The following is a 15,966-nucleotide window of genomic DNA, read 5'->3' on the forward strand; positions in this document are numbered from 1 at the left end:
AAATTTGCGTAACTAAAAAGTTACTTGTATGTTTGTGTAACGTTTAAATTACGTATTATGCCGAAGACGATTGAATTACAACAACAATACAATTACCCGCCGGAAGTCATCTGGAGCTGTCTGACTGAAGCTGATATTTTAGCCGCGTGGCTCATGGAAAATGATTTCAAACCTATTGTCGGACATCGCTTCAGATTTATAACGAAGCCAAAAGTGAAGTTTGGTTTTGATGGAATAATATATGGTGAAGTACTGGAAGTGATTCATTTCAGAAAGTTAGTATATGGGTGGAAGGGAGGACCAGGTAATGGTAAAATCAACCTGGATACTGTTATTACCTGGACGCTTGAGCCCACAGGCGGAGGCACATTGCTGACGTTGAGGCATAGTGGATTTAAAGGGCTGAAAAATTTTATACCATTTATCGTAATGGGAAAAGGCTGGCAAAAAATAATGCAGAAAAAATTAGTGAAATATTTAAACGGCGTGGAACATGCGAACATTGCAGGGTGATCCCTTCCAGGCTATTGCCGATCCTAGTCGCCGGGAGATACTGAATTTGCTATCGAAGAATAAGCAGACAATCAATGCTCTTGCGGAAAATTTCGATATGAGCAGGCCGGCTGTTTCCAAACACGTGAAGATTCTGACAAGTGCTGGCTTTATCAGCATTGATGATATCGGTAGAGAGCGATATTGTTATCTCCGTTCGGATGGTTTTAATGCCCTGCAGGAATGGATAAACTATTATCAGAAATTCTGGAATAAAAAACTGGATGCTTTGGAAAAATTTCTTGCTGATACCCATCCTCAACCAAAGACATCAAAAAAAAGTAAACGCCAATGAATTCCAAGACCCCTGAATTGATGGCGACAAGTATGGGTTCCATGTCCGCTTCGCAGGCGAACTGCCCGATCCGATAGCGATTGTATGAAGTACAATTACTGATCCGGACAGGGTCAGGATCTGGTTTCACCGATATGGAATTGGATTTGCAGGAGGGGGTAACATAAATATCTGGTTCGTATAAACAAAGGACGGAAATCAGCAGCAAAGTCCTAAAGTCCGATCCACGTTGACTTATCATTTATACTTGATGGTATGAATTGGTCAGGTGTCAATAAAAGCCGATAGGTTAAGCGGCGTGTAAACTTATGTTCACCTAAAGTGAAGTGCCTGATTCATGTGCGAAACTGTGCCGGTGGGTTGACCTATAATTCTCAATCAGCTGGAAGAGGTACCTGGAGGAAGAACCGGAATTTGTCCATTTGGCGGCGAGGATACTACCCGGAGAAAGAAATGAAAGCCGTGTATGGTAGAATCTTCAATGAAAAACAAACTCATCTAAATTTTAAAAAAATAGTTTATGCCGGTTGTAGTTGAAAAAACTTATCCCGTTTCTGCTTCCCGGTTATGGAATGCTTTAACGGTCAATGAAGAAATGAAACAATGGTATTTTGAACTTGCGGAGTTCAGACCCGAACCTGGGTTTGAATTTGAGTTCTGGGCCGGAGACGACAAAAAGAAATGGCTGCATAAATGCAGGGTAACAACAGTGATACCGCTATCAGTGATAGCATATACATGGAGATATGAAGGTTATCCCGGAAATTCAGAAGTTAAATTTGAATTACTTCCCGACGGGCAAGGACAAACGATGTTAAGGATTACACATACGGGACTTGAAACATTCCCGCAGGATGTACCGGAACTGCAGACGCATAATTTTGAGTTTGGATGGAAGCAGTTTGCGGAGCAGGAGTTGAGTGAGTATTTGGGGAAGTAGTTTGAGGAGGTGCCGGCTGATCGCGATACAAATTAATTCCAGGCCACCTCACTATTTCGGGTGGGCTTAACAGGTACAATCTTGTTTTGTAGCATTTGATGCCCTTTAATTGAAATCACACTGTGACGAAAATCAGGTTGATAATGGATAGGTTAAAGGTACTAATGAGAGCAACCATCTGTACAACGGAGAAAAAATTTATCATTATAATATTGACGATGCCACTAACAAAAGATTTACAATTCAATCATTGAAAATATTTTCTGGTTTGGAAAAAGTGAAAGAAGACCTATACTTCCGAGGAAATTGAAAAACTTAGATAATGAAAAAACCAATTGCAAAACTTCTGTTTTATCTCACTTCTTTATATGTATTATATGTAGTAATAACTGAATTGCTGTTTGAGTTAGGCTTCAAGAATTTGCCAATTATCGAAATATCCGGGAATTTTGATTTTTGGATATTATGTTTTGGTGGGTTAATAACAGGAGTAATTATTTACCGATTCGGAGGTGTTTTAAACAAAGTTTATGGTTCAGTACTGATTGCCGTAAATATTTTTATTGTCCCCTGGCTTTTTATGAGAGCGATGGTTTAAAAGTTAGAATATCGTGTATGTCAATTTTAAGACAAATCAGGAAAATCCTTCCTCTTCACAAATCTTATTACTTCAATGTGCCGTAATAAAACAGCAAAATGTTGAGAAAATTGAATTCCGTGAAGAGTTGGAGAGTATGTTATACGTGATACGTTATAATTACCAACCTCCAAGGTAATTAATTACAAAATAGGAAAAAGCTTGTAGTCGCTTAGGCTAACGTTTAACGTTCAACGATACACGTTTAACCCTTGAGAGTTACTTTCTTCCCCGTTTTCGCGGCTTCAAAAATGGCATCAATAATAACGAGATCGCGTAATCCTTCTTCTCCGTCAACAGGAACAATTGGTTGTTTGTTCTGGAGAATAATTGCCGACATCTCATCCATCTGAACTGTCTGATGAGTGACATGCGGATAACTCAGATCTCCTTTATTGGTCTTTGCTTTGATAGGGCCATAGCCTGTCGATGGCTGCATTTCTGCAAACCCTTTATCGCCGACAAGGAAAAATTTATCTAGGTAATTGATGGAATAGGTAGAAAGACATGATGCGACTGCGCCGCTGGGGAAGCCCATCTGGAACTCGATCGTTTCGTCCACACCTTCTTTGAATTTGACGGGATCTGTTTTGGTTTCCTGTGCCGTTATCCAGATCGGTTCTTCTCCGATCATATAACGGGAACCATTAATCGAATACACGCCGATATCCATCATGGCACCGCCGCCGGCCAGTTTTCTATTCAGTCGCCATTGCGTAGGGTCACCGATCCTGAATCCGCTGAGACCCTGGAAAAAATAGACCTTTCCAAATTCGCCTGCAGCTCTTTGCCTGATAATTTCAAGTGTGTTCGGTTCAAAATGCATACGATACCCTACCAGCAGTTTTACATTTGCTTTTTTGCAGGCTGCCACCATTTCACGACCTTCTGCAGCATTGATTGCCATCGGTTTTTCGCAGATAGCATGTTTGCCGGCTTTTGCCACACGGATCACCTGGTCTTTATGCAATCCATTCGGTGTGATCACATAGACTGCATCGATATCGGGATTACTTTTAATGTTGTCAAAATTCTCGTAGTTGTAGCAATTCTTTTCCGGTATTCCGTATTTGGTTTGCCATGCGGTAATTTTTGAAGGGGTACCGCTGATAACACCAACAAGTTTTGCGGATTTGCAGGCCGTCATCGCTTCTGCAACACGTGTACCATAACTTCCCAGTCCCATAATCGCCACCCGCAGTACCGGTCCGTCATAAGGCTCTTCGTAAAATTTCTCCAGCGTTGCTGCACGGTTTTCACCGAGAAAGGGAATAGTCAATGCAGATGCTGTGAGTTTCTGTAAAAAATGACGACGGGAATTCATATGTAATGTTGATTATAATTAATAGCGGAAGTTAGTGAATGTCACGGACACTTAGGCAAGGTCTTAGGAGGCAACGGCAGCAGATCGGCGCTGTCAACCCGACAAGTTCGAGAGCCTATAATTTTAGGTTCTATCCATTACCTGTTTCCCCCCACAATGCTGTGTGGGCCTGTTGCCTGACTATTAAATAAATAACTTTTCACTAAAAAATACTAAAATATTTAGCAAAACCCATATCTTTGTGTCATGCCTTATTTCCTCATATCGCTGAAATTTAAAAGCAGACCATCTGTGCAGGTAGTACGCGAGTTTCCTGATGCCAGTGTGGAACTGGTATTTCAGAAACTGCATTATAAATCGCAGGAAAAATATGGCCGCGAACTGATCTATTTCAATTGCGTGATGCTAAGCAAGCAATCGCCGGAAGCGCGCGCATTTATCGAGAGAAAAATGAAGGGGAGGGGGTAAACGTGGAAAGTTAAACGCGTAACGTTAAACGTTAGTTCTTGCAGATGATAATTTCATTCTTAATTCAATTATTGTTTTCTGACGATTTTATCATTCGCATTAGCGCGCGTTTAACGTTGAACGTTCCACGTTGTACCTTTTCAGAATCCTGCTTTTACATAAGACCATCCTTCCATCTGCTTAGAAGAAAGTTCCAGCAGTGCCACTGGTGTTACTAAAACAAATGGTATCAGGTCTTCTTTTTTTACGTTCTGAATTTTCATTGCATTAGCACAGGCAACAAAACTTACTTTGCCTCTTTCCGTGAGCGCTTTCATTTGCGATTCCACAGAGTTTCTTCCTTTTACCAGCATGGAAAGCCCGGGTCCGTAACATACAACTTCAAGTTCAGCATCCGGAGCTTCGTTAAGTGTGTTGTTCAACTGTTTCATCAGGATGGCCTGGTAGCCGGTATCTGTTTTGGCCATGTCGAAAATAATCCGATGTTTTTTTGTCTGGGCATTTGTTGCATAGGCTGTAAGGAGAATAACCAGCACGAATGAGATTTTTTTCATGTTATTGCTGTTGGTGATTTTGTTTGATCGAAAAGATAATGAAAATGACGATCAATGGGGTAGCTTCTCTCTTATTTTTCCATAAAACCATGTACCGGCGACGGCGCTGATCAATGCGATCACCATTACTGAAACACCAGCCCCGACAAGCGCAAATAACGGTCCCGGACATGCGCCTGTCAGCGCCCAACCAAAGCCGAAAATCAATCCGCCATAGATCTGACCCTTACTGAATTTGCGCTTAGGAATGTGAATATCTTCTCCGTAAATGGTTTTTACCTTAAATTTTTTTATCAGGAGTATACCGATCATGCCGGTGAAGATCGCTGAACCAATCACTCCATACATGTGAAAACTCTGCAGGCGAAACATTTCCTGTATCCGGTACCAGCTTACCACTTCCGATTTAACCAGTACCATTCCGAAAATCATTCCTGCGAAAAGATATTTGATATTATGCCATGGTTTATGACGCAGCGTCGATTCATTCATGCCGGTGCTGTCATCAAAACTCACCTCGAAATCAGTCTGTTTTTTAATCACAGAATTTGTTGTTGCATCCAGCATAATCAGAGTTTTAAAAGGTAAGGAATGACGAGATTGGCAACGGTGAATCCGCCGATCATAAAGCAAATGGTTGCTACAAGCGAGGGCCATTGGAAACTGCTCAGCCCCATAATCGCGTGGCCGCTGGTGCAACCGCCCGCGTAACGTGTACCAAAGCCAACCATGAAACCACCCGCAACAATCATGATCAATGATTTCACGGTGAACAGCTTCGCCCAGCTGAAAATTTCTGTCGGCGCAAGAGAATGAAAACTATTGATGCCAGCTCCTTCCAGATCGTTGACCAGCTTTGGATTGATCGCAATCGGATCCGGATTGTTGAAAAAACTAACGGTGATCAACGCCCCAATGACAACACCTGCCACAAGTACAAGGTTCCATATTTCTTTTTTCCAGTCGTATTTGAAAAATGGAATGTCTGCCGGGAAACATGCTGCGCAGATATGCCTGAGGTTTGACGAGATGCCGAATGATTTATTTCCAAGTATCAGCAGCAAAGGCACCATCAATCCAATAACCGGTCCGGCAATATACCAGGGCCAAGGTGAGTGAAGTATGTTAAGAATTGTCATTTATAGGTATTATTAGTTCTATTATCCATTTTACCGCTTCTTGCCCCGCCTTCACTTTGCTTCATCGGGCAAGCACTCTCAACGCTTTCGCGTCTATCCTTCGCCGATAGTATCGTTATTACCATCAGGGAGAAGTTCATGATGTATGGTAAAGCAGGAATGCAGAGAGATGGCACATTTGTTAGTTAATTTTCAATGCTTCAGGCTATCTGATTCAATTCATCTGTTTATCAATTTAAGACAATATTGGTTAACCGGCTTCCTGTTCAGCTTTCGTGGTGATGTGGAATTTCCCGTTCTCTTCCAGTTTTTTAAAACCTCCTTTAATATTGATGATGTGATCAAATCCCCGTGACTTCAGAATCGAAGCAAACACCATTGATCTGTATCCACCGGCGCAATGAGCATAATAAGTTTTGTCTTTATCGAGCTCATGCATTTGCTCACTGATATAGTCCAGCGGATGATTCTGTGCATTTTTCAGATGTGCCTGGTTGAATTCTGTTGGATTTCTCACATCGAGCACGTGTGTACCAGGCTCTTTTTTCAGGAGTTTCGCAAAATCTTCAGGATCGATGTTCTCTATCCTGTCCGTCTCTTTAGCGGCTTCTATCCACGACCTGATTCCGCCTTTAAGATAACCTATCGTATGATCATATCCCACGCGTGCGAGTCGTGTAATTACCTCTTCTTCCCGGCCAGGTTCATCAACAATTAAAATTGGCTGTTTGATGTCAGGAATCAATGCGCCTACCCACGGAGCGAAAGTTCCGTCAAGGCCGATATTGATTGAGTTGGGAATAAACGCAGCCGAAAAACGCTCCGCATCGCGGGTGTCCAGGATGATGGCGCCTGTTTCATTGGCAGCAGTTTCAAATGCATCCGGACTCATCGCAATGTTTCCACGTTTCATCACCTCATCAATACTTTCATAACCTTGTTTGTTCAACATGACGTTCAACGGGAAATAAGCAGGGGGTGGCTGAAGTCCCTCAGTAACTTCATTGATGAATTGTTCGCGCGTCATATCAGCACGCAAAGCATAGTTTGTTTTTTTCTGATGGCCCAGCAGGTCGCTTGTTTCTTTGCTCATGTTTTTTCCACAGGCGCTTCCTGCACCATGTGCCGGATATACGATGATGTCATCAGGCAAAGGCATGACTTTCGATCTCAAAGAATCAAATAATAATCCCGCAAGTTCCTCCTTTGTCATCGATGCTGCTTTCTGCGCAAGATCAGGGCGACCAACATCTCCAATAAATAAAGTATCTCCGGAAAATAATGCAACCGGTTTTTCATCTTCATTAAATAAGAGATAACAGCTGCTCTCCAACGTGTGCCCTGGTGTATGAAGCACTTTTATTTTCGTTTTCCCCAACTTCAGTATCTCGCCATCTTTTGCAATATGCGCATCAAAAGATGGTGTTGCTGTCGGGCCGTATACAATTGGTGCACCTGTTTTTTTCGACAGATCTAAATGGCCTGAAACAAAATCAGCATGGAAATGCGTTTCAAGAACCCATTTTATTACTGCATGATTGCGCTCTGCTTTTTTGATATAGGGTTCTACCTCACGAAGCGGATCAATCACTGCAGCTTCTCCATCACTCTCGATATAATATGCACCTTGCGCCAGGCAGCCGGTATATATCTGTTCGATTTTCATTGGTTGTTCTTTGAGGCAAAGATAGGAGCTATGTCGAGATGACGATAGATTGCAGAGGCAACAGGTAACTGGCAAATGGGAGAGCCGGCATATACGGAAGCCGCAATCATGGAAGGTATGTGAAAGCGGTTCACATCCATTTTTAAAAATCATTCAATAATGCACCATATTATTTCTCCCGGGATTGAAATCCCGGGCATTAAGATTGGTCGTCCCCGCTGGACTTTAGTTTAAATAAATCAGCTATCAAGGAGGCCTGGTCCTACTCACCTGTCTACCGGCAGGCTGGTTACTTACTACTTACGCTATGCCTGCTGTCAACCGTCAGTTATAATTCTATTACGGCGAGTCGCACAGGCAATTCTACTACAGTTTAGTTACCAATAGCAATCAACTGGAAATACAGCAGCGGCCCGCCTTGGCGACTAAAAAATCTGAAAACCAATTGTACTGTATCATACGAAACAAATTGCCGTTAACCAGAACTTGAGCGGAGATTCTCCTTACGCGATGAATAACTGGCAGGTATGCCTGAGTTATGTGGCTAATAAATCACACTTTGCAAAGCAAACAGCAAACAACAGAACAATACAATACACATTAACCGTTCCTTTCAACTGATGATTTTAAAATTACTCCCGCTTGATACTACTCTCTACAGTTATTTTTTCTCTTCCACCATGAACTCTTCTGTCCCCATAAACACCCGCCCAAACATATCTCTTACCCTAACCGAAATAACATGTTTTCCCACCTGAAGATTATTTGGGCAATTCACCTGCCACACATGTGTTGATTTTTCGGGATTACTTGGCCTTCTTCCCGGCATCAGTTGCGGAGTGAAATCCCAACGATGTAAAAGATCAAGATAATCAGGTGATGCTTCTTCCGTAGGAAACATTCTACTCCATTTACCACCGTCGATACTATATTCCAATGTGTCTTTGGGAGAGCCCATGAAATAATTGACATAGAATTTATATGTAGTCCACCGAAGTTTATCAGGAATTACTTTAGGTGCAAATATTTCGAGTTGGTAATCTGCCGGTTTCCCGATCACCTGATAATCGATCGTGTACTGGTTACCGTTAAAATGTATCAATGCAAATCCTTTTGGAGTGCCATCCCGCATAGTAGAGTAGGGGATGCCATCTTTATTTAATTCACCGGAATACCAGTCGCCAGAAGTAGTAGCGGCATTGTATTCATGTAACGGCTTCTCGCCTTTCCACCCATCTGCTTTTGTGTAGAAATCATTTCGCTGAAGATGGGTATGTGCAGAAAGAATCAATGCATTCTGAAAAGGAGTCAGCAAATCAAAGAGTCGTTGTCTGTCTTCGAGGCGGTAAGTATCACCATATTGCATCAATGGAATATGAAATGAGACAATCACAAGTTTGTCTTTGCTGACATGTTTGAGATCGTTTTCAATAAAGGCAAGTTGTGTTTTTGTAAAACCTCCCCAATATCCATTCCTGCCCCGAGGATCGGGATACAGTATATCATCCATCACGATCAGGTGGATCTTTCCGTAATTAAAGGCGTAATTTGCCGGACCAAAATGAGCTTCAAAACTTTCATCAGAAAGCGAATCGGATTTCGCTTCATAATTCATGTCATGATTACCCATCACATTGTACCAGGGTATTCCCGCTTTTCGCATCACTTTCAGATATTCCAAATGAAGGTTCAGGTCATCGCCAACGATGTCGCCCAGACTAATGCCAAACGTGATATTTTTTATGCCTGAAACGGAATCAACTACTCCGCGCGAAAAATAATCGAGTTCCTGGGCGGTATACGGTTGCGGATCACCAAAAATAAATGCGGTGAAATTTTCGGGTTCTTCATTCCTTGTAAGTCCAAAATCAATTGACGCGGGCAGTTTTCCTGTAGGCGTTACACCAGCATATTTATATCCGGCTGGAGATCCTTCCGGTTTGTGTATATAATAAAATCGCGTCTGAAAATTGCTGTCCGGCTGAAATTTATAACCCGAGGGCTTTACAACAAAAATGATATTGTCATTGCCAACAGGCAGCACATATTTGCCCAAATTATCCGTCAGCACAACTTCGATACCGTTGGAAATTGCAACTCCCGGAATTCCCTTTTCTTTTCGATCCTTTTTCCCATTCCCATTTGCGTCCTCATAAATAGTTCCACGAGCAGAATTCTGAGCAAAACTGCTGAACTGGAACAGCAGCAGGATAATGATCAGAGAAGAAAATTCTCTCATAATGTAGATTTTGGATGAAGTAAAGAAAAAAATGAAAGCTGATCGATTAAATAATTGTATAAGGAAAATTTTTTAAATCTACTTTGTCCGGGATTGCCAGGATCATTGGAAGGGATGTTGGTCAGGGGTTCAGTGCCTGGTCTTGATTTTAAGCAGAATTACAAAAACTCAATTGATTTCGTGCAGGAACCAGACGATGCCAGTAAGAACCATTGGAGATTTTTCGAATGGCCGATGATCTGAATCTATGTTATAGGTATTGTTGAAAAGTGAAAGGGGCAGGAGAGACACATTAATTAAGTTGAGGTAATGTGATAGTTTGTGCCGATTATTTAAAATGAAAAGGTCATTTCTCCTTGCTTAATTTTTTAAAATTAATTTCTCATTTTTCACTTGTAATACGGCGAGTTGTAATCTGAGGAATAATGAATTGTTAATTCGTATGGTAAAGGGGGATGATGTAAGAAAACTATAAATCAGCTTGACTTAAAAAATGCAAACAATTGATTCTTGTCTAAAAGTATCTCCAGAAATTAAAAAAAAGCTCTCCGGCAACCAAAATCCTGGGCCCTCCCCGCTTGCCCTCCCCCGCCTCCACCACCGTTTTTGGCGGTGGATATGGCAGATTTTTCTGAGCGCGCCCAAGTCCACCAGCCATATCCATCCACCGCAGCGGATGTTAGCTAACATCTTTCATCAGTATCCGCTGATGATCAGGAATCACACATGTATAAGACGATACGAAAATAATATTACCGATCAACCTGTTCCAAGTGCAAATAATCATAATTGAAAGAGAAAATAACAGCTCAAAACAGGTGATTCACGGCAGTGTTTCAAAACTCAACCTGAATAATCGCGGCCCCGTCCTATCTGTCACTATTTCAATCGCTTCATGATGTCTTCAATCGCCGCATCCAATTGCGGATCCTTCCCATTCAATTTATCTTCAAAAGTATTGACCACTTTTACATCGGGAGCCACACCCGTCATCTCGAGATCTTTACCATCAAGACTATAACATCCCCAACCAGGCAAACGAACAAACGATCCGTCAACCAATCCCGCACCGCTGGTGAATATGATCCAGCGGTAAGTCTCATTACCAATGATCTTTCCCAACTTCAGTTGTTTGAATCCCTGAGCAGTCATCTCCGCATCACTCAGCGATTGTTCATTTATTAATAAGATAATCGGTTTGTCGCTCGGTGTGAAATTGCCCTGGCGTGTCAACTGACCTTCACGATACTTCCATTGCAGGTAAGATTTCTGACTCAGGAATTTGATAACTTCATCATGCACATTTCCACCGGTATTGTAACGTAAGTCGAGAATCAATGCATCACGATCATTCAGTTCTTTCGTCATGTCGATAAGGAAATTCTCCAACTCAAACTGCCCCATGTTTTTCATATGGGCATAGGCGATTTTCTTATTACTTTTCTCATCAACACGCTTCTGGTTATCATCAATCCATTGATCATACAAATTGTTATAGACCGAAAACTGCGGATGAACTTTCACATCGATATTTTTTCCGTCACGCAGGAATGTTAGTTTCAACTCTTTGTCCATGGAAGGACGTGTGAAATAATAATACCGATCCATTTTCTTGTCAACCTCTTTGTTATTCACTTTTATCAAGACATCACCCGGTTTTACATCAATTGATTTTTTATCAGCATTACTTCTTTTTGCAACGTAACTTACTTTGTAGGGTTCGTCATTATCGAAAATAATCCCGGTTTCCATGGTAGAGTTTTGAAGACTTATGCTTTCATCATTACCACCGGTATAGAAACCCTGGTGCGATGAGTTGAGTTCTCCCAGCATATCATTCAGCAATGTTCTGAGATCACCGCGGTTAGTCAGATAAGGCGTAAAGCGGATATACTGCTCTCGTGTCTTCGACCAGTCGATACCGTGGAACTTATCATCATAATAATTTTCCTGTACCTGGCTCCAGGTTTCTTCAAATATCTGCCTGAACTCTTCCTGCAGGTTACGACGGAAAGTGTAACTGGTGCTGATAGGATCAAGCTTGTTGGCCGCAAGATTCAGTTTACTGATATTTCCATTTGATAAAATATAGAACTGATCGCTCACTTCAACAATATCAAACCCAAAGGCATTATCAGTACCGGCAATCTTTTCCGTTTTATTATTTTCAAAAGGTTCGATAACAGTTTTCCATAAAGCACCTTTTCCTTCCGCATGATCACTGAAATATAACACTGTGGTTTTATCCGCTTTCGCTGTTACAAAAGCCAGGTACTGTGAGCCAAACGACGGGCTTATTGATTCCATGCGCTCCATAATATTCTCCATATCAATATTGATGTTAGCCATCGGAGCCGGTGTAACCTTTTTTGCAGTATCTTTTTTCTCAGTATCTTTTTTCGAAGAGTCAGCCGGTGAAGTTTCCTTAAACAGTTCATTGAATTTGTCCATCCGATAAGGTTCGTCAATTTTGTCCAGTGCGAGGCGATACACCCTTGGATTTTGCAAACCAAAAGGATAATAAGGTTTCAATCTTGAAGATTCAAAGAAAATATATTTTCCATCGGGCGACCAAAGCGGATCGGCTTCTGTTATGCCTGTATTCGTGAGGTTGAAAGATTTTTTGTCTCTGATATTATACAGGAAAATATCCTGTTCGAAATTTTTTCTAGCGGTAAAGAAAACATACTCATCATTAGGGGAAAATCCAGGCGTGCTGTTCTGGAAACCCCAGATTTCTTCTTTCGCTATCGTTTCGCTTTTTAGCGTTTTCAGATCAATCAACCGCACCTCGTTTATTCCACTGAGATAAACGGCCATCGTTCTTTTTTTGTTTAGTGCAATCGAACGGTTATTCTGCTTATCAGTTGTTAATGGCTTTGGTGCTTCCGGATTATTTACTACGATCGTATACCAGTTCAGAAACCCGTCTTTAGTCTGGTTGAATAAAAGCGTTTTGTTATCCGTTAACCATTTTATTTCAGAAGCCCTTTCCGCTGAACCCTTAGATAGCTGTTGAATGAATTTGCCCTCAATATCACTTACAAATAGTTCTCCCCTGGAAATAAATGCCAGCTTTTTACCATCGGGTGATACATCGAAAGCGCTGATATTTCCTTTTACGTCAAAGTCTTTTTCTTTACCCAGTGTACTGTTGCGGAAAATGGACACATTGAGTTTATCTGCCTTTTTGCCTGCAACATCATAGATCCATAACTGGTAATCTTTTTCAAAAACAATCTTTCCTCCCGCGGCATTTACCGAAGGGGATTTTATTGAAGTATTGAATTTAGTAAGTGCTGATTTTTTCCCGTTATCGATAGTGTACAGGTTGTACTCACCATTGCTTTCATCAGATATAAAGTAGATATTCCCGTTTTTATCAATCGTTGTTCCGAAATCTTTTCCTTCCCAGTGAGTGTACTGTTTAAACTTTTTTGTCTTTGGATGATAAGATTGAATTTCCGGGTTGAATGCCCCTTTATATCGTTTGCGCGATGCCTGGTTACTGCTTTCCCAGGTGTCATTGAAAAATATTTCGCCGTTGGTCGGATGTTCTACCAGGTTATGATCGTATTGAAAAAAGTAATTTCCAAAAACGCGACGCGGTGTACCTCCATTCATATCTACGGTAAAACCCGCCTGCTGTCCCATTCTTCCACTGGTGAAATAGATCGTATTTGAATCCCATCCCCAGCTGCTCAGTTCATCCCCGCCACTATAATAGGTAATCTGTTTGATTTCTCCGCCGTTAACCGGCATCAGGTACACGTCGGCGTTACCATATTGTCTACCGGTAAATGCAATCCATTTTCCGTCAGGTGAAACTTTGGGGTTGGTCTCATAACCCTGCATTGCCGTGAGACGGAAAGACTGACCAGTAGCGATATCGCTACGCCAGAGATCTCCTTCAAAACAGAAAATCACTGTTTTGGCATCAGGAGTAAGGGCCGGCTGTGAAAGAAAATAGGGCTCGGTATGCTGTGCCGTAACCTGAAAAACTAAAATCAATCCTGTAACTACTGAAAAGAAATTCTTCATGAATCTGACATTTTTTGAATCGGCCAATTTACACAAGAAAAGGTGATGGCAGGGGTTTTTTATCTGAAGGGAAGGATAACTGGCTAAGAATACAGGTGTACGGTTTTTGCATACTTTAATTCTTACAAAAGCAGCGTTATGATCAGAAAGATTTTAATTCCGGTTTTCTTGTTTCTCGCTCTTGCTGTTTGTGGTCAGGTTCCTCTCGATAAGGACCTCAGTACAGTGAAGTATCCGTTCGAGGTTAGTTACCATAAATTTACTTCACAGCGACAGCAATTGGCGATGGCTTTTATGGATGTAAAACCATCCCCGGCCAATGCCGAAACTGTTTTGCTCCTTCACGGAAAGAATTTCAACGGAGCTTATTGGGAAGAGACAATCAATTTTCTCAAGGCTGCTGGATATCGTGTTATTGTTCCGGATCAGATCGGCTTTGGTAAATCAACAAAACCCGTGTATTATGATTATAGTTTTCAACAGCTGGCGCTTAACACCAAAGAGATACTGGATAGTTTAGAGATAAGAAAAATAATTGTTGTCGGCCATTCAATGGGAGGAATGCTCGCAACAAGATTGGCGCTGATGTATCCGGATATGATTTCAAAACTGGTGCTGGTAAACCCCATCGGCCTGGAGGATTACAAACTTTTCACGCCGTATCAATCCATCGATTCTTCCTATGCTGCCGAGCTTAAAAATACATTACAATCCTATAAAAATTACCAGCTTCGCTTTTATTACGATAACCAATGGAAGCCGGAATATGATCGCTGGCTCAATTTACTCGCAGGCTGGACGCTTCACCGGGATTATCCAATGGTCGCCTGGAATGCGGCGTTAACATCAGATATGATTTACACCCAACCGGTAGTATATGAGTTTCAGAATCTACGTTGCAAAACATTGCTGATCATCGGAACACGTGACCGTACGGCGATTGGGAAAGATCGCGCCCCCAAAGAACTGCAATCAAAAATGGGTCTGTACAATGAACTCGGGAAAAAAACACGCGATCTTATTGCCGGCTCGGTACTTGTCGAATTGGATGGATTAGGTCATCTCCCACATATCGAAGCGTTCGAGCGTTTTGCACAGCCGTTGATGGCATTTTTGAAGAACTAGTAAGCTTATACATCGGAACCGTGGTTTTCAGGTTCGGGTGATCGCTTTACCAGGCGCATTCAGCTACCTGGCCAGAGATTAAATAATGTTCTCTGATTCGATGTACGTAATTCGAAGAACAGACTTTTTTCCATTCTTCCTTCGTTCTTGTTTTATGAGCGGTAGTTCTATTAAAGGATTTTTAAGAAATTAATTCCTAATTTTTCGTTCATAAAACTGGCATCAATGACGCTGATTGCGATATTTTTCCCGTTTCTCTCTTTTTTACTCCGGGGCAGAATTCTTACCGGCATCATCTGTCTTATTCTCCAGATCACTTTGATCGGATGGATCCCTGCCGCAGTATGGGCAGTTATTTCACTACAGAATGCCCGCGCTGACAGAAGAAACGATCGGCTGATAAGGGCAATGAGAACCCGGTAGAATTTATTCGTCGCAGTTTGCCCCTGCAGTTCTTATTTTCGTCAAAAAAATTAACGTTGTTAGAAACTGAACGATTGATTATAAAACCGTTGAATTATAATCAACTCTTAAAATATCTGAAGGCAGACAATTCACTCGAAGAGGAGTTGAATCTGAAAATGTCAATGCGAAAAATTTCACCTGAATTGCTTGAAGCATTTGAGCAAACCATTCTTCCAAATGTCGCTGATCCTTCAAAAAATTATTTGTTCTGTACGCTGTGGACCGGCATTTCAAAAAATGATCGTGCGATGGTCGGTGAGGTTTGCATTACGGGTGAACCTGATGCTGAAGGCAACATTGAAATAGGATATGGTACGCATGAGGAATTCCGCGGCAGAGGGTATATGACAGAAATGGTAGGCGCCATCATTGCCTGGGCCAGGAACCAAAGCGGTGTTTCAGCAATCATTGCCAGTTGCGACAAAGATAATCGCGCTTCAATTTCCATTCTAGCAAAAAACAATTTTGTAAGAACAGGTAAAACAGATACGCAATACAATTGGAAACTTAAGTTTTTTTGA

The 15,966-nt window shown here is 41.6% G+C and carries 15 protein-coding genes; 8 read left to right on the plus strand and 7 right to left on the minus strand.

What is annotated here, in order from left to right; translation table 11 throughout:
- Positions 1–57 precede the first annotated feature (57 nt).
- The 4 genes from P2W82_RS13740 (at position 58) to P2W82_RS13755 (ending at position 2,385) form a co-directional block, all read left to right on the plus strand.
- Positions 58–513: an SRPBCC family protein gene (locus P2W82_RS13740; protein ID WP_336516473.1), complete on the plus strand. Its 456-nt coding sequence runs from the start codon at positions 58–60 to the stop codon at positions 511–513.
- On the plus strand, positions 494–847 hold the full coding sequence (locus tag P2W82_RS13745) for an ArsR/SmtB family transcription factor (RefSeq protein WP_336516474.1): 354 nt from the start codon (positions 494–496) through the stop codon (positions 845–847). Before P2W82_RS13740 ends, P2W82_RS13745 begins: the two co-directional genes overlap by 20 nt.
- Positions 848–1,367: 520 nt before the next feature.
- A complete protein-coding gene (locus P2W82_RS13750; protein ID WP_336516475.1) occupies positions 1,368–1,787 on the plus strand; it encodes an SRPBCC family protein in 420 nt (139 codons plus the stop codon).
- A gap of 322 nt (positions 1,788–2,109) precedes the next feature.
- On the plus strand, positions 2,110–2,385 hold the full coding sequence (locus P2W82_RS13755) for a hypothetical protein (protein ID WP_336516476.1): 276 nt from the start codon (positions 2,110–2,112) through the stop codon (positions 2,383–2,385).
- A gap of 244 nt (positions 2,386–2,629) precedes the next feature.
- On the opposite strand, the gene P2W82_RS13760 is transcribed toward P2W82_RS13755, so the two are convergent.
- The gene (locus P2W82_RS13760) at positions 2,630–3,748 is read right to left on the minus strand and encodes a Gfo/Idh/MocA family protein (RefSeq protein ID WP_336516477.1); all 1,119 of its coding nucleotides are present in this window, start codon (positions 3,746–3,748) and stop codon (positions 2,630–2,632) included.
- A gap of 246 nt (positions 3,749–3,994) precedes the next feature.
- Between P2W82_RS13760 and P2W82_RS13765 the strand changes: the two genes are divergently transcribed.
- A complete protein-coding gene (locus P2W82_RS13765; protein ID WP_336516478.1) occupies positions 3,995–4,216 on the plus strand; it encodes a hypothetical protein in 222 nt (73 codons plus the stop codon).
- 140 nt (positions 4,217–4,356) lie between these two features.
- On the opposite strand, the gene P2W82_RS13770 is transcribed toward P2W82_RS13765, so the two are convergent.
- The 6 genes from P2W82_RS13770 to P2W82_RS13795 all read right to left on the minus strand — a co-directional run bounded on the left by P2W82_RS13770 (position 4,357) and on the right by P2W82_RS13795 (position 13,855).
- Complete coding sequence (locus tag P2W82_RS13770) at positions 4,357–4,770, minus strand: DsrE family protein (protein ID WP_336516479.1); 414 nt, start codon at positions 4,768–4,770, stop codon at positions 4,357–4,359.
- A gap of 51 nt (positions 4,771–4,821) precedes the next feature.
- Entirely contained in the window at positions 4,822–5,337 is a 516-nt protein-coding gene (locus P2W82_RS13775; protein WP_336516480.1) for a DUF6691 family protein, read from the minus strand.
- A 2-nt stretch (positions 5,338–5,339) separates the two neighbouring features.
- Positions 5,340–5,909, minus strand: a complete 570-nt coding sequence (locus P2W82_RS13780; RefSeq protein ID WP_336516481.1) for a YeeE/YedE family protein — start codon at positions 5,907–5,909, stop codon at positions 5,340–5,342.
- Between the two features lie 250 nt (positions 5,910–6,159).
- The gene (locus P2W82_RS13785; protein ID WP_336516482.1) at positions 6,160–7,575 is read right to left on the minus strand and encodes an MBL fold metallo-hydrolase; all 1,416 of its coding nucleotides are present in this window, start codon (positions 7,573–7,575) and stop codon (positions 6,160–6,162) included.
- A 661-nt stretch (positions 7,576–8,236) separates the two neighbouring features.
- Positions 8,237–9,814: a calcineurin-like phosphoesterase C-terminal domain-containing protein gene (locus P2W82_RS13790; RefSeq protein ID WP_336516483.1), complete on the minus strand. Its 1,578-nt coding sequence runs from the start codon at positions 9,812–9,814 to the stop codon at positions 8,237–8,239.
- A gap of 879 nt (positions 9,815–10,693) precedes the next feature.
- Positions 10,694–13,855: a S41 family peptidase gene (locus P2W82_RS13795; RefSeq protein WP_336516484.1), complete on the minus strand. Its 3,162-nt coding sequence runs from the start codon at positions 13,853–13,855 to the stop codon at positions 10,694–10,696.
- A gap of 138 nt (positions 13,856–13,993) precedes the next feature.
- Between P2W82_RS13795 and P2W82_RS13800 the strand changes: the two genes are divergently transcribed.
- The 3 genes from P2W82_RS13800 (at position 13,994) to P2W82_RS13810 (ending at position 15,966) form a co-directional block, all read left to right on the plus strand.
- Positions 13,994–14,980 carry an alpha/beta fold hydrolase gene (locus P2W82_RS13800; protein WP_336516485.1) on the plus strand — a complete coding sequence of 329 codons (987 nt, stop codon included), beginning with the start codon at positions 13,994–13,996 and terminating at the stop codon, positions 14,978–14,980.
- A 225-nt stretch (positions 14,981–15,205) separates the two neighbouring features.
- Positions 15,206–15,403, plus strand: a complete 198-nt coding sequence (locus P2W82_RS13805) for a YqaE/Pmp3 family membrane protein (RefSeq protein ID WP_336516486.1) — start codon at positions 15,206–15,208, stop codon at positions 15,401–15,403.
- A 56-nt stretch (positions 15,404–15,459) separates the two neighbouring features.
- Positions 15,460–15,966, plus strand: a complete 507-nt coding sequence (locus P2W82_RS13810; protein ID WP_336516487.1) for a GNAT family N-acetyltransferase — start codon at positions 15,460–15,462, stop codon at positions 15,964–15,966.

Origin of the sequence: Pollutibacter soli (assembly GCA_029269725.1) — a bacterium.
In the GTDB taxonomy this organism is placed as follows: Bacteria; Bacteroidota; Bacteroidia; order Chitinophagales; family Chitinophagaceae; genus Pollutibacter; species Pollutibacter soli.